The sequence below is a fragment of the Pseudomonas sp. DNDY-54 genome, assembly GCF_019880365.1.
GTDB lineage: Bacteria > Pseudomonadota > Gammaproteobacteria > Pseudomonadales > Pseudomonadaceae > Stutzerimonas > Stutzerimonas stutzeri_P.
This window is the reverse complement of the sequence record NZ_CP082271.1, coordinates 2090348-2108431: the sequence shown is the minus strand read 5'-3', so window position 1 is coordinate 2108431 and position 18084 is coordinate 2090348. Positions and strand designations below refer to the sequence as shown.

13 protein-coding genes are annotated in these 18084 nt (G+C 60.0%); 7 read left to right on the top strand and 6 right to left on the bottom strand.

All coding sequences use genetic code 11. From position 1 onward, the window contains the following. Positions 1-69: 69 nt before the first annotated feature. From K4O48_RS09860 to K4O48_RS09835, 6 genes are all read right to left on the bottom strand, one after another. Positions 70-1245 (bottom strand): NAD(P)-dependent oxidoreductase, encoded by a 1176-nt coding sequence (locus K4O48_RS09860; protein ID WP_222912056.1) that lies wholly within the window; start codon positions 1243-1245, stop codon positions 70-72. A gap of 311 nt (positions 1246-1556) precedes the next feature. Next, positions 1557-2057 (bottom strand): thiol peroxidase, encoded by a 501-nt coding sequence (gene tpx, locus K4O48_RS09855; RefSeq protein ID WP_222911824.1) that lies wholly within the window; start codon positions 2055-2057, stop codon positions 1557-1559. A gap of 49 nt (positions 2058-2106) precedes the next feature. Next, the gene (locus tag K4O48_RS09850) at positions 2107-3459 is read right to left on the bottom strand and encodes an alanine/glycine:cation symporter family protein (RefSeq protein WP_222911823.1); all 1353 of its coding nucleotides are present in this window, start codon (positions 3457-3459) and stop codon (positions 2107-2109) included. 401 nt (positions 3460-3860) lie between these two features. After that, on the bottom strand, positions 3861-7541 hold the full coding sequence (locus K4O48_RS09845) for a translocation/assembly module TamB domain-containing protein (protein ID WP_260523722.1): 3681 nt from the start codon (positions 7539-7541) through the stop codon (positions 3861-3863). An 8-nt stretch (positions 7542-7549) separates the two neighbouring features. Then, positions 7550-9220 carry an autotransporter assembly complex family protein gene (locus K4O48_RS09840; protein ID WP_260523735.1) on the bottom strand — a complete coding sequence of 557 codons (1671 nt, stop codon included), beginning with the start codon at positions 9218-9220 and terminating at the stop codon, positions 7550-7552. A gap of 202 nt (positions 9221-9422) precedes the next feature. Further along, a complete protein-coding gene (locus K4O48_RS09835; protein WP_222911821.1) occupies positions 9423-10061 on the bottom strand; it encodes a GNAT family N-acetyltransferase in 639 nt (212 codons plus the stop codon). Between the two features lie 166 nt (positions 10062-10227). Here K4O48_RS09835 and xthA point away from each other — a divergent pair, with 166 nt between their 5' ends. The 7 genes from xthA to K4O48_RS09800 all read left to right on the top strand — a co-directional run bounded on the left by xthA (position 10228) and on the right by K4O48_RS09800 (position 18064). Further along, positions 10228-11040 (top strand): exodeoxyribonuclease III, encoded by an 813-nt coding sequence (xthA, locus tag K4O48_RS09830; protein WP_222911820.1) that lies wholly within the window; start codon positions 10228-10230, stop codon positions 11038-11040. A gap of 128 nt (positions 11041-11168) precedes the next feature. Beyond that, the gene (locus tag K4O48_RS09825; RefSeq protein WP_222911819.1) at positions 11169-12542 is read left to right on the top strand and encodes a substrate-binding domain-containing protein; all 1374 of its coding nucleotides are present in this window, start codon (positions 11169-11171) and stop codon (positions 12540-12542) included. Between the two features lie 107 nt (positions 12543-12649). Beyond that, positions 12650-13585 (top strand): carbohydrate kinase family protein, encoded by a 936-nt coding sequence (locus K4O48_RS09820; protein ID WP_222911818.1) that lies wholly within the window; start codon positions 12650-12652, stop codon positions 13583-13585. 68 nt (positions 13586-13653) lie between these two features. Continuing rightward, positions 13654-14559 carry an AraC family transcriptional regulator gene (locus tag K4O48_RS09815; RefSeq protein WP_222911817.1) on the top strand — a complete coding sequence of 302 codons (906 nt, stop codon included), beginning with the start codon at positions 13654-13656 and terminating at the stop codon, positions 14557-14559. A gap of 351 nt (positions 14560-14910) precedes the next feature. Further along, complete coding sequence (locus K4O48_RS09810) at positions 14911-16179, top strand: sugar ABC transporter substrate-binding protein (RefSeq protein WP_248497348.1); 1269 nt, start codon at positions 14911-14913, stop codon at positions 16177-16179. Between the two features lie 231 nt (positions 16180-16410). Further along, positions 16411-17220: a carbohydrate ABC transporter permease gene (locus K4O48_RS09805; protein WP_409518946.1), complete on the top strand. Its 810-nt coding sequence runs from the start codon at positions 16411-16413 to the stop codon at positions 17218-17220. A gap of 10 nt (positions 17221-17230) precedes the next feature. Next, positions 17231-18064 (top strand): carbohydrate ABC transporter permease, encoded by an 834-nt coding sequence (locus tag K4O48_RS09800; protein WP_216706840.1) that lies wholly within the window; start codon positions 17231-17233, stop codon positions 18062-18064. The last annotated feature ends 20 nt before the right edge of the window (positions 18065-18084 follow it).

Here is an 18084-nt window from a genome sequence, read left to right as displayed (position 1 = left end):
CCCCGCTTTGCGGCGGGGCTTCTTTTCAGACGGGCTGGTCAAACAAGCAGTCGTCATCCTCTATGGAGATCAGCCGCCGACAGCGGCCATCCCGACAGGCACCATGCTGACGGGCGGCGTATGCACCACCGTTGCCTTACGCTCGGCACGCTGTTGCATGACGATATCCAGTGCCCGGCTCGGCAAAAGGTCCACATCATCAAACGTGATCATCTGTCCCGGTTCGACGGCGCGCTTAAGGGCGGTCTTGCGCAACAGTCCGATAGGCACATGATCGGGGTTGTCGCTGAGTTTTACCGCCTCACCGCGGAATTGGAAGCCGCCAATGCCGCGCTCGATCAGCTCACCCGGCCGCATGGCCCGCTTGGCGATCGCAGCGACCCCCAGGGTCGGCGCAGTCGAATTGTTCAGCAACACGCCGCCGCCATTGAGTACGCGGCGCACGGTCTTACCCACCTCGAGTGAGCACAGATGGAACGGCCGTACCAGGGTGTAATAAGGCCCTGGACCAAGCTTGAAATATTCGATGGCCTCTCGCTGATTGTCGTCATGTCGGCAGACCAGGAACACCCCGCCGGCGGGGTAGCCGGACGGAATTACATAATCGACGAAGGGGTGGCCGAGGCGATCCGCCATCAGTCCCAACAGATTCCCGGTTTCGGTGAGATTGGTCGAGGCCAGGCCCTCCAGCCCCTGCTTGGTAATGCTTGCACCCAGGCCGTTGCCGACGATCACCTGCTCGATCTGCACTTTGGTGCCGTCTGTAAACGAGGTGGTCTGATCCACGCTGATGCCTTGGCGTTTTGCCCAGTACGTCATGTCTTCCAGCGAGGGGTCGTGGTTCAGATAGCCCTTCATATTGCCGTATACCAACGGCTTGAAGCCCATCATCATGGCTTCTTCATGCAGCGCGGCCAGTGAGCCTGGCTGATCGCCTTCCGCTTCAGTGATGAATCCTTTGCCAGCCAGATAGGAACCCGTCGTGACTTGCAGCTCGGCATTGACGGTCACGACAGGAAGCCCGGCCTCGAACGCACGCTCAATGACCTCGGTACCATGAAAAACATCACCACTGCACTCGACGATCAAGTCCGCATCGTCGATAAGCTGGTCGATGGAGTTGGTGAGCCGGTCGCTTAATGGAAAGTCATTAAGTGAACTCAGAGGGCGACGGGTCAGGACACGTGAGATTTCCATGTCCTGATAGTGCTGGCGGATCAGCCTGATGAAGCAACGAGCAATCATCCCTGTGCCGGATACACCGATCTTCTTCTTGGTATGTGAGGTAGACATAAGCGAATCCATTCAATGGGTAACAAGTGCTCTGACCGCAGCGACAGGAAAAGATTTTGTAGCCAAACCAATAAATCTGGCCTAACGCCACCTTTATCCAACGGCGGTCACAGTACGCGAGATATCCCGTAGCTAAGCCGTACTGGAGCCATTGAGCCAATTGAATAAATACAAACGGACCGGGAGACGGGAAGGATTTCTGTCGCCGGTTTATGGTGCCAAAGGAAGCGGCATTGCACCGCTTCCCTATTACAGAGCTTGACCTACTTGAGCGCGGCGATAGCCGCGTCGTAGTTTGGCTCGGTGCCGATTTCGGCAACCAGTTCGCTATGTAGAACCTGGTCCTGTTCGTCCAGCACCACCACCGCGCGAGCCGATACGCCGGCGAGCGGGCCCGTAGCGATCAGTACCCCGTAGTCGTCAAGAAACTCACGGCCACGCATGGTTGACAGGTTGATCACGTTCTCCAGCCCCTCGGCGCCGCAGAAACGCTTTTGTGCGAAAGGAAGATCAGCGGAGATACACAACACCACTGTGTTGGCCAGCTCGTTGGCCTGTGCGTTGAACTTGCGCACCGACGTCGCGCACGTGGGTGTATCGATGCTCGGGAAGATGTTCAGCACCTTGCGCTTGCCAGCGAAGCTGCTCAGCGTGACATCGGCCAGATCACCGCCAACCAGACTAAAGGGCTTGGCCTTCTGACCGGATTGCGGGAAATCACCAGCGACCTGGATCGGGTTGCCTTTGAGGGTTACCTCAGTCATGCGGACTCCTTTAAGGGTCATGGGCCGCGAGAATCGCGGCCCTGATGGATTATGCGGTCTGGGTGCGGGCGAAATATTCCTTGGTCAATTTCACGACCACTGGGCTTAGCAGAATCAGCGAAATCAGGTTAGGAATAGCCATCAAGCCGTTCAGGGTATCGGCCAGCAGCCAGGCGAAATCCAGTTGAGCGATCGCGCCGAAGGGAACCGCCAGAACCCAGATGACACGGAACGGCCATATTGCCCGGGTGCCAACCATGAATTCCCAGCATTTCTCGCCGAAATAGCTCCAGCCCAGAATGGTGGTGAATGCGAATACCACCAGAGCAATCGTCAGCAGTGCGCCACCGAAACCGGGCATCGCTGATTCAAAAGCCGCAGCAGACAACGCGGCACCACTTTCGCCGCCCGTCCAGACGCCAGAGCAGATGATTGCCAGGCCAGTGATGGAACAGATGATGATGGTATCGATGAAGGTACCCATCATGCCGATCATGCCCGAGCGAACCGAGCTCTGGGTGGTGCCGGCTGCCTGAGCGATACCAGCCGTGCCCAAACCCGCCTCGTTGGAGAAGATCCCGCGCGCAACGCCGAAGCGAATCGCAGCCATCACCGCCGCACCAGCAAAGCCGCCGGTGGCAGCAATGGGCGTAAAGGCGTGGGTGAAGATCAGATCAAACGCGGCAGGAATCTGCTCGGCATGCACCACCAATACCGTGACGCCAGCAATGATGTAGGCCACGCACATAAAGGGCACGAGTGCCGCGGCCACTGCGCCGATTCGCTTGATACCGCCAAGCACCACCAAGCCAACGAAGAACATGGTGACCAGGCCGGTCAGCCATAGCGGTACGGAAAAGGTGGTCTCAAGCGCAAGCGCCATGCTGTTCACTTGGACCATGTTACCGATGCCGAATCCAGCCAGACCGCCGAAAATGGCAAACGCGCCGCCGAGCCATATCCAGCGTTTGCTCAGACCGTTCTTGATCGCGTACATCGGCCCGCCGACGTGTTCGCCACGGTCATCCTTTTCGCGGTAGTGCACTGCCAGGACGACTTCACAGTACTTCGTGGCCATCCCCACCAGAGCCGTACACCACATCCAGAACAGCGCACCCGGACCACCGAGAAAGATCGCTGTGGCCACACCCGCGATGTTGCCCGTACCGACCGTCGCAGCCAGACAGGTCATCAGCGCTTGGAACGGGCTAATTTCGCCCGTTGCTTCGTCGCCTTTTGCACGTCCGCGCCAAATCAGTGCGAAACCGGTGCCTATGCGCAAAAGCGGCATGAACTTGAGCATCACCATCAGGAACAGGCCAGTGCCGAGAATCAGCACCAGCATGGGCGGTCCCCAAACGAGACCGTTGACGCTATTGACTAGGTTTTGCAGGAATTCCATTCAAGGCACCCTTATTAATTATGTTAGACATCCTTGCCCTAGCAGCCCGTGCCGGGTGGTGTAAACGCAGCGTGTCAGCACCGCCTGTTTCACCACACCGGAACGACTCGGTTCGTGACCCCCGACTTCAATGTGCTGGGCACCACCGACCACTTGCAAAACTCATGCTAGAGCCTTGCGTCAGCCGCCGCGCAAGGAGCGACCGGGCGATCCTACCACCACCGAAAGCCGTTGGCGCGACCCGGTTTGCATGACGTCTGTGCGCCCCGAAAATGACTCGCCAGCCACTGTTGGTTGTGCCTCGATTGCCGGTTACGTAAGGCCATCAGCGTAGCCCAGCGTTGTATCTGCGCCAGCGCTTTGAAGAAATTGTTTAAGGAGAACTCAGCAGAGCGGTCAGCTTAGAAATTTCGTCGGTAGAAAATGTCCAGCGAACTGGCGAGCCCGCTCGCCGCTTCGAGGAAAATTCGTTTGGTAAGCTGATAACGCAGCGCGACGGTGTTAGCCGACTCGAACACCCCAACGCCGTAGCGAAGCGTCAGGCGGTCAGTCAGCCGTCCGCTGGCGACGACGCTGGTTTCGGTACCACGGCCCTCGGTGTCGAGCTGAAAATCCTGAATACCCAGGCGCTGCGCAACGTTGCCGGTAACCGACGAACTGCTGGCGAGCCCGAGCCCCAGGGCAGCCTGCGCCAACATGTTGTTGTCACCGGTATCGGCGCCGAGCGGCCGACCCAACACCAGATACGACAGCGCCTGCTCTTGGCTCATCGCCGGTTCGGCGAACACGTCGACCCTCGGTTGTTCAGCACTGCCGGTGATGCGCAGGCCTGCAATTACGTTGTCGGCTTCGATCCGCCGTATGGCTTCAATATTCAGAAATGGCTGCGACAGCACACCGGTGAACAACAGCTGGGCACGCCGAATAGTCAGGCGCTGGCCGTACGCCCGGTATCGGCCATTGTTCAGATTGAGCTCACCTCGGGTGTCTAGGTCATCACCGATATGAAGATAGCCCGCCAGGTCCGCGGTGAGGCCAAAGCCAGAGAACCGAAGCCGGTCCTGCCCCACCTCGACATCTATATCCATGCGAATGACCAATGGTGTCTGTGCTTCGTCGGCCTCTTCACCAACGATCACAGCATCGTCGGACACCCTGACGGTCGACGGTGGCAGCTCGCGAACGGTGATGTCGCCGCGCGGTACCCGCACCTTGCCGCTCACCGCCAACTGGTCGTCCGCCAGCGCCAGTCTCAGATCCGGCTCGACTTCCAGCTCAGCGTAAGGCTCGACGATGACCGGCAGCCGACTGCCCTTCACACGCAGGTTCAGGTCCAGCGCATCACGCCAAGCGAGCGTGCCGTCAATCTCGCCTCGCCCGTACTCACCACTGCGCCAGTCACCCTCGATCTGCATGCGCTCGCCTTCGATAACGGCGCGAACCTGAAGCTGCTCGAAGCTCACGGGCAGCTCGCTCCCCGCGATCTCGGCATCGCTCAGCACCAGCTCGCCATTGATAAGTGGCTGCTGCAAGCTGCCCGACAGTTCGCCCCGTCCACTCAGCTGCCCGTCCAGCCGCTCGATCTGAGGAACGAAGGGCCTGACGACGGATAGATCGAAATCGGTCAAGCGGAACGCACCCGTGATGGCCTTTGCCTCAGTGCTGGGATCGACCTGAAGGCGCACGTCCAGCTCGCCCAGCTCACCACCCTCGAAGCGCAAATGGCTGTCAACCTGTTGCGGTGTCAGCTCACTATTCAACGCCAGTGTTGCGTAAGGGAAGTCCAGCCACTGTTCACCGTCACGCATACGCAATGTGCCAGGCCCTGCATCGACCCGTATGCGCCCGCTGGGGCCGGCGCTGGGCAAATCGAGCGACAGATCAGCATCGACCTCGCCTTGCCACACAAGATTGTCGGGTAGATAAGCAGCCAGTGATTCCAGAGGAAAATCTCGCAGTCGATAGCGCAGCCGCGGGTCCGGGAGAAGCCGCTGGTCCTCTGCACAAAGCGTGGCAGGTCCTGATCCCCAGCAATGCGCACCCACGTTGATCCGGCCGCTGTCCAGCCGCTCAAGCGTTGCGGGTTGTTGAAGCGACCACTGTTGTTCCTTGGCTTCGAACGCTGCGCTTAGCAAGCGTCCCCGCCAATCTCCGTTATCCAACCCACCGTTCAGCGCCAGGGATAAGTCCAGCAAAGGGCCTTGCACGCTCATAGTGGCCTGATGCGTCTGTTGAGTCCCGTTGGCACGTACTTGCAATTGGCCCAGCTCGGTTTCACCTGCCTGCAGGCCGTCAGCTGTGAGCTGCAGCTGGCCACGCTCGCCGTCTTCCAGGCTCGCCGCGAGTTGTACATTCGCCAAGCGGTTGTCCTGCAATTCGAGTCCACTGCCTTCAAGCGACAGCTCGCCCTGAGGCGCTTGCGGTGTGCCCGCCAGGCTGAGGTCGCCGGCCAGTCGGCCGCGCAGGTTAGGCCAGAGTTGCGCCAGACGAGGCAGGTCGAGCTGCAGGCTGGCCCGCAGCGATTCGGCCCAGCGCCCGTTGCCCTGGACGCGATTGTCGCCTAGCCGCAGGTCAATTCGCGGTACATCCCAGGTAGTGTCCTGCCCGCTCGCCTCCAGCTCCAGATTCAGCGGTTGCTTGCGTAATGTGCCGTTAAGCGCCAGGCGCGTCTCGGCGCGCAGTTGCTCATTGCGCATGTCACCGCGGCTGCTGAGCGTGCCGCCGAGTTGGCCAGGCAATTCCGCGACCCAATACGATGGATCAAAATCGCTCAGATTCAGCGTGGTGTTCCAATCGATGCCATCGGCAAAACCGACACTCAGGTTGCCCGCTGCGCTGCCTTGTCCCGCACGCAGCTCCAACTGCGGCAGATGCACCACCTCCAGATCGCCGCTGACCGGGCTCTGCAGTGTGAAATAGCCAGAGGGCCCGGTCAGCGCTGCGTCGAAATTACCGAGATAGTTGCCGTCGTCGTATTGCACCTGGGCATCCAGCGTCCGCAGCGCTACAGGCGGTTCGTCTACCTCTGGATACAGCCGCCGCCAGGGGAATTCTCGCCAGGCCAGGTCTGCCTCGCCCCGCAAACCGTCCTGCCAGCCGACCTGTCCGTTAACACTGATGCGTTGCCCCTCGCCTGCATCTAGCTGCAGTAAGTCAACCTGTGCTTGCTCGGCATCGACCGCCCCCTCCAAGACAATGCCGACTGCCCCGCCCTCGCCTTGCAGGCTGCCGTTACCCCTCAGCGCGTAGCCGCGCTCGAGGTCACCCTCTGCTTTCAATTCAAGCGTATCGAGGCGCAGTGCATCCGGCAGCGCTGCAGCTGCCTTGAAACGCTCCACGACCAGCACGAGGTTGGCTGGCAGCTCCGGCTCCAGCGGGCGTATCCGGCCGCCAAGGGTGGCATCGAGATAGCCCTGGCTCTCGACGTTCAGCATCAGGTGCTCGCGCAGTTCTCCGTCGACCGCGATCCTAAGCGCCCAGGGCTGTTCATCAGGAGATCGTAGCGCTGCGTTGCCGGCCAGCTTCAGCGGCCAGTCGCCGCTCGGCTGCAAGCGTCCGGTCATCTCCAGCGAGACGTCATCACGGCGCAGTTCGAAAGTCTTGATGTCGAGCCCCTCCTTGCGCCAATCCGCGCGTAAGGCCAGGTGCTGTAGCTGCTCTACATCGTTTAGCCGGAGTTGGCCGATCTCGACTCGCTCGACTTGCAGTTCGAGCGGCAGGTTGACGTCGGGCAGGCTGAACGGCTCGCTTGGTTTGGCATCGTCAGGTGTCGGCGGGAACTGCAGATCAATGCGTTCAGCAGCGAGCTCTTCTATACAAAGCGTCATGCGCAGCAGGCAGAACGGCGACCATGTCATTCGCGGCGAACTGACCTCGACTCGACGATCCTCCTGCGCCCAGGTCAATCGCTGCGCCTGCCACGTGCTACCGAGGTTTCCCTCGAACTGATCGACCTGCACACCAGGAACCATCCCAAGAACCCAGCGACTGCCCGAGGTTGTGCCCAGTACCGCCGCAACGGCCAGGATAGCCAGAAGCGTCAGAGTCAGCAGGCCCAACAGCAGCCAACCCAAGATCTTCACCGTTCGCTTCAAAGCTCCGGCCCCATGGAGAAATGGAGCCGTACACCACCTTCACTGTCCAGGGGGTGAGCCAAGTCCACACGTATCGGCCCCACCGGCGAAACCCAGCGCACCCCCAACCCGACGCTGCTTTTCAGAGAAGGCAGCTCAAGCGAGTTGAAGGCGTTGCCCTGATCGACGAAGGTCGCCACGCGCCATTTGTCGGTGAGCGAATACTGGTACTCCGCACTGACCGCCAACTGATAGCGGCCACCGATCTTGTCGCCGTCAGAGTTAGTCGGCGACAGGCTTTGGTAGTCGTAGCCACGCACGCTCTGGTCGCCACCTGCGAAATAGCGAAGCGACGGCGGGACGTTGGTGTATTCGTTAGTCCAGTTGCCCCCCACCTCAACGCGCCCCAGGAAACGGTGGCGCCCAGCGAGGGTGATCAAACCCTTGACCGTGGTGTTCGCATGGATCAGGTTCGCATCAGACAACAGGCCCTCCTTCGCGCCTGCCAACTCGAACTCCAGGCGATACCCGCGGCTGGGATCAATGCGGTTGTCGCTGCGCAGATAGCTATAGGCGACCCCCGGCATCAGCAGCGTGCTAACACCCGTATCATCGCCGAGCTCGTACTGCTCATGCCGCCACTTCAGCGCCCATACCCGATTCCAGCCACTGGGTAACTTGCGATGCCATTCGGGGCCGACCGTGAGCAATCGGCTCAGGCTGTCCTTGTCGCCCAACTCTTCGTATTGATAGCCGGCGGCATACCGAAGTTTTTCGGTGAGCGGTGGATCCAACGGCACGTCGTACCATAGCCCGATGTTCTGCCGCGGCGCCGAAAGCTCTGACTCGATACCGTAGCTGTGCCCCTGCGGGTTCACCCAATGCCGAAGAAAATCAAGGCGCACGCGCGGCCCGACATCAGTGGAATAACCGAGGCCTAGCCCCAGCGTTCTTGGGTCGCGTGTGGTCAGCTGCACCGTGACCGGGATGCTCAGCTGCTCGGCGTTAGCCGGGTTGGCGTCGACCCGGACACCCTCAAAATAGCCGCTGGATTGCATCGCCTGGTTAAGGTCAGCCACCAGCTCTGAGTCATACGGCGTGCCGGCGTCGAACGGCACCATGCGATCCAGCAGATCCGGATCGAAGGGTGAATCACCGTCGAATCCCACATCGCCTAACCTGTACCGCGGGCCACTTTCGAATACCAGTTCGACATCCGCGGTATTGGCGGCGGGATCGATAGCCAGCCGCTGCCGCGTGAATCGGCCATCGAAAAAGCCGTAGCGCGAAGCCTGATTAAGGATCTGCTGCTTCACGTCTTCGTACTGGCCATGGTTGAGCACGTCACCGGTTTTCAGCCTGTTACGCGGCACACGAAACGCGCTCAACTCAGCGGCCGGACCGTCCACCCGCACCGTGATGTCAGCCAGCCGAACCGGTTCTCCAGGTTCGATACGCAGCGTCAGCCGCGGGTCTTCACCCCCGCTGACTTGCGATTCGATTTCACCGTTGTAATAACCCAGCGCCTGCAGCGCCTTTTCCGCCTGTTCCTGGGCGATACGGCTATAGCGCAGCAACTCCTGCTCGTTACGATCACCCAAGTCGCCGATGTAGTTTTCGACGTTCTCACGCAATGCCCGGTTGGACGGCTCGACAGTGACATCGAGTTCCGCTGAGCAAACGTGCATTGAGGCAAACACGGCAAGGCCGGCCGGAACAATCCGACCTGAAAATGATAGGCGCATGGCGAGCGATGCTAGCACGGCAGCCACCGACGCTCGGGTTGGCATCGGGGCGCGTTGCGCGGTACATACAGCATCAGGCAGGGCATTGGAGCACTTCTTCAGACATCCACCGATTGGACTGTCGGTGGCAGGCAAAATTCGCCCGTTAACCGCTATTGGCTTCGACGTGCTGCGGCGAGGGATGGAAGAACACATGCTCGACCACCGGCCCGATAGCCACCTGACCGACTTCCTCATAGCCCTGCCGCGCATAGAACTGCAGGTAACGAGCGTTGCCCGTATCGATTACCAGACCCTGCGAAGTGGTGTCCGCAGCGCACCAGTTATGCAGTGCTTCAAGCAGCTGCTCACCATAGTGCTGCCCTTGAAATTTCGGGTGGACAGCCATCAGCGGAAGTACATGAAAAGCCCCGGGTGGAAGGCATCCAAGAACCGCAGCGTGATAATCAAGGTAGCGCCGCGTGCAGCGAAAGCCCGCGGTCAGCAACATGCGCATCCGCCAGGCCCAACTCTCTGTCACATCAAGCCGGCGCTGGGGTGGTGCGATCAGAGCGACCGCGATAAGTCGATCCTCGACCAGCAACCCCAGCGCGGGCTGATCCTGGAACAAGTGCTGATTGACCAGCTCGCGAACGGTGGCGCGCACCCGTTGGTCGTACCCGGGCCGGTCGGCTTCGAACAGATAGGCAAAGGTGGGTTCGTGCCGGTAGGCGTTATACAGCAGTGATCGCGCTTCCCGGGCGTAACCATTGTCCAGCATTCGTACTTCGGCAGGCATCGGCATGGTGGTTCTCTTTTATTGTTTGTTTTCTCAAGCAAGGCTGGTTTCACGTTAGCACCCGTATCGCGGTCGCGCCGCATGAACACAGCGTTAGCCGCGGCGGGGGTACACGGCTCGCGCCCACCCCCAGGGAGCGCTTAGAATTGCGCTTTTGCCGGAGCCTGAATCCATGAAGCTTGTTTCATTCAATATCAATGGGTTGCGAGCGAGACCTCATCAATTATCTGCGATTATTGAAAAGCACCAACCGGACGTTATCGGGCTGCAGGAAACCAAAGTCGCCGACGAGCAGTTTCCTCAGGCCGAGATCGAAGCCCTCGGCTACCACGTCCACTTTCATGGTCAAAAAGGTCACTACGGCGTCGCACTGCTCTCGAAGCAGGCCCCTCTGGAAATCCACAAAGGCTTCCCAGGCGATGGTGAAGAGTCGCAGAAACGCTTCATCTGGGGCCGCTTCGCCGATGGCAACGGCCACCCGGTGACTGTCATGAATGGCTATTTCCCGCAGGGCGAAAGCCGCATTCACCCCACCAAGTTTCCCGCCAAGACCAAGTTCTATGCCGATCTGCAGGCCTTGCTCGAAGAACGCTTCACGCCCGATCAGTCGGTTGCGGTAATGGGGGACTTCAATATCTCGCCTGAAGATTGCGACATCGGTATCGGCGAGGTGAACGCCAAGCGCTGGTTACGCACCGGCAAGTGCAGCTTTCTACCCGAAGAACGAGAGTGGCTGGCGCGGCTGAAGAACTGGGGCCTGCAGGACAGCTTCCGTACGCTCAACCCGGAGGTCGCTGATCGCTTCAGCTGGTTTGACTATCGCAGCCGCGGCTTCGAGGATGAGCCGCGTCGAGGCCTGCGTATCGATCTGATCCTGACCACGCCCGGCTTGCATCAGCGCGTCGTGGATTGCGGGGTCGACTATGACATCCGGGGCATGGAGAAACCGTCGGACCATTGCCCGGTCTGGATCGCGCTGAGTTGAGACCATGGCTCGGGCCGCCTGCCAATTCGAGAATTCACGCCGATATCCGCGTGGCACCGGCCCGTCGTCACATAACCGTAAACAAAGCGTCTTAATCTCCCCGCTTCTTTGAAAGGGAGATTCACCGCATGGCATTTTCTGCGTCTGCAGACACCTTAGGGAAACGGGTGCTGCGCTCGGCATTGCTTGGCCTGTTCTGGATCGGTGCGGCTCCGGCATTCAGCGCCATGCCGGCACTGCCTGCGGATGACGGCCCGGTGCTGCGCATACAGGGTTCGAACACCGTAGGCGCAAAGTTGGCCCCGATGCTGGTTGCCGGACTCTTTGAAGCACAGGGGCTGCGGTCGGTACGCATTGCGCCGGCTGGTCGCGCGAACGAGCAAGTCGTCAGCGCCATCGACACGTCCGGACACACGCTGCGTGCCCTGATCGCGGCTCACGGCACCGGTACTGGCTTCTCCGGACTGCAAGACGGTTCTGCCGATCTAGCGGCTGCCTCGCGCCCAATCAAGAGCAGCGAGTTGGATGGCCTTGCCGGACTGGGCGATCTTCGTAGCGCAACGGCTGAGCAAATCATCGCCATCGATGGGTTGGCGATCATTGTTCACCCCGGCAACCGGATCACTTCGCTCAGCGTCGAGCAGGTTGCCGGCCTGTTTGCCGGCGAGATTACAAATTGGCGAGAGCTGGGCGGCGACGATCTCGCGGTCGAGATACACGCGCGTGATGATCAGTCCGGCACCTACGATACGTTCAAGGAACTGGTGCTCGCCGCACAAAGCAAGACGCTCGCCGCGAGCGCTGCACGCTACGAGTCCAATGACCAATTGTCGAAGATGATCAGCGCCCGTCCCGGCGCGCTCGGCTTTGTTGGCCTCGCCTCGGTTGGGGGCTCGAAGGCATTGGCCATTGCTGATGGTGACTCCAACCCGATGCTGCCCTCTACCGCGCTGGTCGCGACCGAAGATTACCCCCTGTCACGGCGCCTGTTTTTCTATGCCAATCCCACGCAGCAGTCTGATTGGACCCAAGCGTTCCTCGCGTTTGTTCACAGCACGGCCGGGCAAGCCATCGTGGCCAAGTCAGGCTACATCGGCCAGGCAATCGAGGCGATAGGGATGACCGCAGGCCCAAGCATGCCGCCGTCATACCAGGCGCTCGCCAGCCAGGCACAGCGCCTGACCGTCAACTTTCGGTTTGACGAGGGCAGCGCCCGTCTGGACAACAAAGCCCTGCGGGATCTCAGCCGTCTGATCGACTACCTGCAGCACACTGACAAGACGATGCATTCGGCAGTGCTGGTGGGCTTCGGCGATGCACGAGGCGATCCGGCCCGTACGGCCTTGCTCTCCAAGCTTCGTGCAATGGCGGTACGCCGTGAGCTCGCGCGCGGCGGAATTCTTGTAAAGGAAATCAACGGATTAGGCGACGAACTTCCAGTCGCTTCGAATACTTTAAGCGGCCGCGTCAAGAATCGCCGCGTTGAAGTCTGGGTCTACTGACTGAGTCACGCGCTGTGCAATATCGTATCGGTCGGTAGCGCCCTGTGTACTGTTGTGTCGCATTGCCCGCGATTAAGCTCAAGGCATCTCCCCCAGTGGACACGACCATGTATCTCGTATGCGGCGAAGCCTTGTTTGACGTTTTTGCATCACCGGCTGGCAGCCATCTCAATCGACTGAGCCTGGAAGCCGTAGCAGGCGGCTCTCCGTTCAATGTCGCGGTGGGGCTCGCCCGGTTGGGAACGCCGTCAGCCCTGTTCACCGGCATATCGCGCGACCCTTTCGGCCAGCAGCTGCGCAGGGTGCTCGAAGAGGAACATGTGGACAGGCGCTTTCTGGTCGACTTCGATGCCCCCACAACGCTTGCAATGGTCGCCCTCGGCGCTAACGGCTCCCCTGTCTATAGCTTCCGGGGAGAAGGCTGCGCTGATCGCCTCCCTCAGGATGCGCATCTCGCCCCGCTCACTGATGAAATCCGCGGCATACACGTCGGCTCCTACGCGCTGGTGGTTGCGCCAATCGCTGACACATTGCTGGCATTGATACGCCGCGAACAAGGACGTCGGCTGATCTCCCTCGACCCGAATATCCGCCTCAACGTCGAGCCGGATCTGGCCCGCTGGCGCGAACGGATCGAGGCATTCGCCGAGCTTGCTCACTTGATCAAGGTGAGTGATGAAGACCTGACGCTGCTTTACCCCGACGAAGCACCGGAAGACGTGGCTCAACGCTGGCTGAACGGGTCTTGCGAGCTGGTTGTTCTGACGCGTGGCGGCGACGGTGCCGACCTGTTCAGCAGACGTCATGGCGCGCTCCACGCTGACGCAAGTGCCGTTACGGTGCTCGATACCGTGGGAGCGGGTGACACCTTCCAGGCCGCCTTGCTGAGTTATCTCCACACGCACGGGCTGGATACCGCTTCAACACTGGCAACCATCGGCCGCGAGCAGCTGCAGGCGCTGTTACTGTTTGCAACCCGGGCCGCCGCGATCACCTGTTCCCGGCGGGGTCCAGACCTACCCTACCGATACGAAATTGCCTGAACGGTTGGCCTCTTGGTCATGAGCGTCTATAACCCATGGGGACAACAATAAGGACGACGGAACCAGGCATGAAAACGCTAAAGATCGCCGACCCCTCATACGAACTGATGGACGATCATCACGGCAACTCGTTGATCTATCGGGAGCATGGCTTCCCATGCCCACTGGTGCGGTGGCACAACCACAAGGAATATGAGCTGCACCTGATCATCGCGAGTTCTGGAAAGGTATTCGTCGGCGACTACGTCGGTAATTTCGTACCAAACAGCTTGTTTCTGACCGGCCCCAACCTGCCGCACAACTGGATCAGCCAGATGGAGGAAGGCGAAGTGGTCGCCAAGCGCGACATGCTGGTGAACTTCACTGACGAAATTTTCGAGGCGGGTCATAGCGTCTTTTCGGAGCTTCGCAGCTTTACACCGATGCTTGAGCGCTCTCGCTATGGCATCGAGTTTCGCTGCCCACACACCATCCTGCAGGCGCGCCAACTGATGCAGCAGATCGCCGACAGCAGTGGCGCCACTCGCCTCGGCTACTTCCTGATCATGCTCGAGCTGCTTGCTCGCTGCGACGATTACCAGCTCCTGTCAGGAGCAACCTCTGCGCAGCTGAGCGACGAGCATCACGCCGATCGAACCAACATGGCGGTGAATTACATCTTCGACAATTACATGCGCGAGCTACCGCTCGAAGAGGTCGCCAGCCACCTCGGCATGAAGCCAACGTATTTCTCCCGATTCTTCAAGCGTGCGACCGGCCGCTGCTACGTCGAATTCGTCAACAGTCTACGGATCAGCAAGTCGTGCGAATTGTTGCTCGATCAGGACAAGCCGGTGACGGACATCTGTTTCGAATCGGGCTTCAATAATCTGTCCAACTTCAACCGTCGCTTCCAGCAACTCAAAGGCATGACACCGTCTTGCTACCGGCGGCTGGTCGAACAACGGCTAACCGAGCAGAACCTCGCTGGCTAATACGCTTTCTTGCGCGACTAAACCGCCGCCGTCCTCCCGTCTAAGACTCAGCTCTGACACCAATCAAACGGATCAAAGCCCCCGCTGATAAGGCGTTACTAGCGGGTCTCGTTTCGCCGCGACGGCCATCCGCTAGCGGGACTCACGTCCTTAGCAAGTGCAAAAAAGTACCTAATTTTGTGCAGCCAGGGCTTTGTGAGCCTGTCGCCTCAGGGTTGTAATACATGCGAGACGCTCGTACCGCAGTACGCGAGCAACAACAAAAACAATAAGCGCTTCCGCCGTCTGGCTGCGGAAGAGGAGTCCCAAATGAAATTCGCCAAACTGCTGCTTGGTCCCACCTGTATTGCAATGATCGGCGCGACGCATGCAACCGCCGAAACCGTCACGGTTGCCACGGTGAACAACGCGGACATGATCCGCATGCAACGCCTCTCGCAAACCTTCGAAGAACAGCACCCCGACATCGACCTCAATTGGGTCGTTCTGGAAGAGAACGTCCTGCGCCAGCGCCTGACCACGGACATCGCCACCCAGGGCGGCCAGTTCGACGTGCTCACCATCGGCATGTACGAAGCGTCACTCTGGGGCGATAAAGGCTGGCTCGCCCCCATGACCAATTTGCCTGATGACTACAACCTCGATGACGTCTTCCCCTCGGTGCGTGAAGGCTTGTCGGTCGATGGCACCTTGTATGCGCTGCCGTTCTATGCAGAAAGCTCGATGACGTACTACCGCACCGACCTGTTCGAACAGGCCGGGCTGGACATGCCAGAGCACCCGACCTGGACCCAAATGGCCGAGTTCGCCGAAAAGCTGCACAAACCAGGTGAAGAGCAGTACGGCATGTGCCTGCGCGGCAAGGCTGGTTGGGGCGAAAACATGGCGCTGGTCACCACCGTTGCCAACTCGTTCGGTGCGCGCTGGTTCGATGAAAAATGGCAGCCGGAATTCAACGGACCAGAGTGGACTAAAGCCGCCAATTTCTACGTGGACCTGCTGGGCAAGTACGGCCCGCCGGGCGCGTCCAGCAACGGCTTCAACGAAAACCTGGCGTTGTTCAATAGCGGTAAGTGCGCCATGTGGGTCGATGCCACCGTGGCGGGCTCCTTCGTCACTGATACCTCCCAGAGCAAGGTCGCAGACAAAGTCGGCTTCACCTTTGCCCCGCAGCAAACCACTGACAAAGGCTCCGCTTGGCTCTACTCCTGGGCCCTTGCCATCCCGGCCAGCTCCAAGAAGCAGGAAGCGGCCAAAACCTTCGCGGCCTGGGCGACCTCTCAGGATTACGCCGAACTGGTTGCAGAAACCGATGGCGTGACCAACGTACCGCCGGGTACTCGCGAGTCTACCTACAGCGACGAATACATGGCCGCTGCCCCGTTCGCCAAGATCACCCTCGAGTCGCTGAAACAGGCGGATCCAGCCTCACCCTCAGCCAAGCCAGTGCCCTACGTCGGCATTCAGCTCGTGACCATTCCGGAGTTCCAGGCCATCGGCACCCAGGTCGGCAAGATGTTCTCAGCGGCGCTCACTGGTCAGATGCCGGTCGAGCAGATGCTCACCGCCGTGCAGCAGTCGACCACACGGGAAATGAAGCGCGCCGGCTATCCCAAGTAAGCGTCCAAGCATGCAATGTCCCTTCCCTAGCGGAAGGTGAACACCGGACAGGGCTCGCCCGAGCCCTTATGGCCTTCTTTCTGTCGGAGCACGCCCATGGCCACTACGACCACAGCCTTGCCCAAGGCGCCCATTACCGATGCGGCAAGCGAGCCGAGCGAGCGCAAGCCACGCCGGTTCGGTCCCAGCTGGTTCCTCGTCAGCCCTTCCGTTGCGCTGTTGCTGCTGTGGATGCTGGTTCCGCTGTCGATGACCGTCTACTTTTCGGTGATTCGCTACAACCTGCTCTACCCCGGCGAGAATGATTTCGTCGGATTGGAGAATTTCCACTACTTCCTGACCGACGCCGGCTTCATGCCGGGCATGACCAACACCTTGCTGCTGGTTGGCAGCGTGCTGCTGATCAGCGTCGTGCTCGGTGTTTTGATCTCGGCTTTGTTAGAGGCGGCGGACTTCGCCGGGCGCGGCATCGTTCGGGTCATGCTGATCTCGCCGTTTTTCATCATGCCGACCGTCAGCGCGCTGGTCTGGAAGAACCTGATCTATCACCCTGTCTCGGGAATCCTTGCCGCTGTCTGGAAGTTCTTCAATGCACAGCCAGTGGACTGGCTGGCGCAGCACCCGCTGTTCTCGATCATCATTATCGTGTCCTGGCAATGGCTGCCCTTCGCGATCCTGATCCTGATGACCGCCATGCAGTCCCTCGATCAGGAGCAGAAGGAAGCCGCCCGCCTCGATGGCGCCGGCCCAATCGCGATCTTCTGGCACCTGACCTTGCCGCACCTGGCACGTCCCATTGCCGTGGTGGTGATGATCGAGACCATCTTCCTCCTCTCGGTCTTTGCCGAAATCTTCACCACCACCAGCGGTGGTCCCGGCTACGCATCGACCAACCTTGCCTACCTGATCTACAACCAGGCGCTGCTGCAGTTCGACGTCGGCATGGCCTCAGCCGGCGGCCTGATCGCGGTGGTCATCGCCAATATCGCGGCGATCATCCTGGTGCGGATGCTCGGCAAGAATCTCACCGAAAAATACTGAGGACAGACCGATGCTGACGCTCAAACAAAGTCGCCGCCTCAATACGCTAGTGGTCGGGCTGTTTGCCTGGGCCGTGGCCCTGCTGCTGTTCTTCCCGATCTTCTGGATGCTGATGACCAGCCTGAAGACCGAGATCGACGCGTTCGCCACGCCGCCGCAGTTCATCTTCACGCCGACGCTGGAGAACTACCTGCAGATCCAGGATCGCAGCGGCTACTTCAAGTACGCCTGGAACTCGGTGACCATCTCGTTTGGCGCGACCGCGCTGGGCATGCTGATCGCCATTCCGGCGGCCTACTCGATGGCGTTCTACGAGACCAAGCGGACCAAGGGCACACTGCTCTGGATGCTCTCCACCAAAATGCTGCCGCCGGTGGGTGTGCTGGTGCCTATCTATTTGCTGGCCAAGCAGTTCGGCCTGCTCGACAGCCGCACGGTGCTGATCATCATCTACACCCTCATCAACCTGCCGATCCTGGTGTGGATGATCTACACCTACTTCAAGGACATTCCCCGCGACATTCTCGAAGCGGCCCGGATGGACGGCGCCACCCTGATGCAGGAAATGGTTCGCGTGCTCTTGCCGATCAGCAAAGGCGGCCTCGCCTCGACCATGCTGCTGTCGTTGATCCTGTGCTGGAACGAGGCGTTCTGGTCATTGAACCTTACGTCATCCAATGCCGCCCCGCTGACCGCGCTGATCGCCTCGTACTCCAGTCCTGAGGGGCTGTTCTGGGCCAAGCTTTCGGCCGTATCCACCCTCGCCTGCGCACCCATCCTGATCTTCGGCTGGATCAGCCAGAAGCAGCTGGTCCGTGGCCTGTCGTTCGGCGCCGTGAAGTAACCGTCGCCGCGGTATTAACA

Coding starts and splice junctions, on each gene's coding strand:
- K4O48_RS09835 (WP_222911821.1), bottom strand. CDS start 10,061: ATGCCGATGCCTGCCGAAGTACGAATGCTGGACAATGGTTACGCCCGG.
- K4O48_RS09820 (WP_222911818.1), top strand. CDS start 12,650: ATGTATCTCGTATGCGGCGAAGCCTTGTTTGACGTTTTTGCATCACCG.
- K4O48_RS09825 (WP_222911819.1), top strand. CDS start 11,169: ATGGCATTTTCTGCGTCTGCAGACACCTTAGGGAAACGGGTGCTGCGC.
- xthA (WP_222911820.1), top strand. CDS start 10,228: ATGAAGCTTGTTTCATTCAATATCAATGGGTTGCGAGCGAGACCTCAT.
- K4O48_RS09840 (WP_260523735.1), bottom strand. CDS start 9,220: ATGCACGTTTGCTCAGCGGAACTCGATGTCACTGTCGAGCCGTCCAAC.
- tpx (WP_222911824.1), bottom strand. CDS start 2,057: ATGACTGAGGTAACCCTCAAAGGCAACCCGATCCAGGTCGCTGGTGAT.
- K4O48_RS09850 (WP_222911823.1), bottom strand. CDS start 3,459: ATGGAATTCCTGCAAAACCTAGTCAATAGCGTCAACGGTCTCGTTTGG.
- K4O48_RS09815 (WP_222911817.1), top strand. CDS start 13,654: ATGAAAACGCTAAAGATCGCCGACCCCTCATACGAACTGATGGACGAT.
- K4O48_RS09810 (WP_248497348.1), top strand. CDS start 14,911: ATGATCGGCGCGACGCATGCAACCGCCGAAACCGTCACGGTTGCCACG.
- K4O48_RS09800 (WP_216706840.1), top strand. CDS start 17,231: ATGCTGACGCTCAAACAAAGTCGCCGCCTCAATACGCTAGTGGTCGGG.
- K4O48_RS09805 (WP_409518946.1), top strand. CDS start 16,411: ATGCTGGTTCCGCTGTCGATGACCGTCTACTTTTCGGTGATTCGCTAC.
- K4O48_RS09860 (WP_222912056.1), bottom strand. CDS start 1,245: ATGATTGCTCGTTGCTTCATCAGGCTGATCCGCCAGCACTATCAGGAC.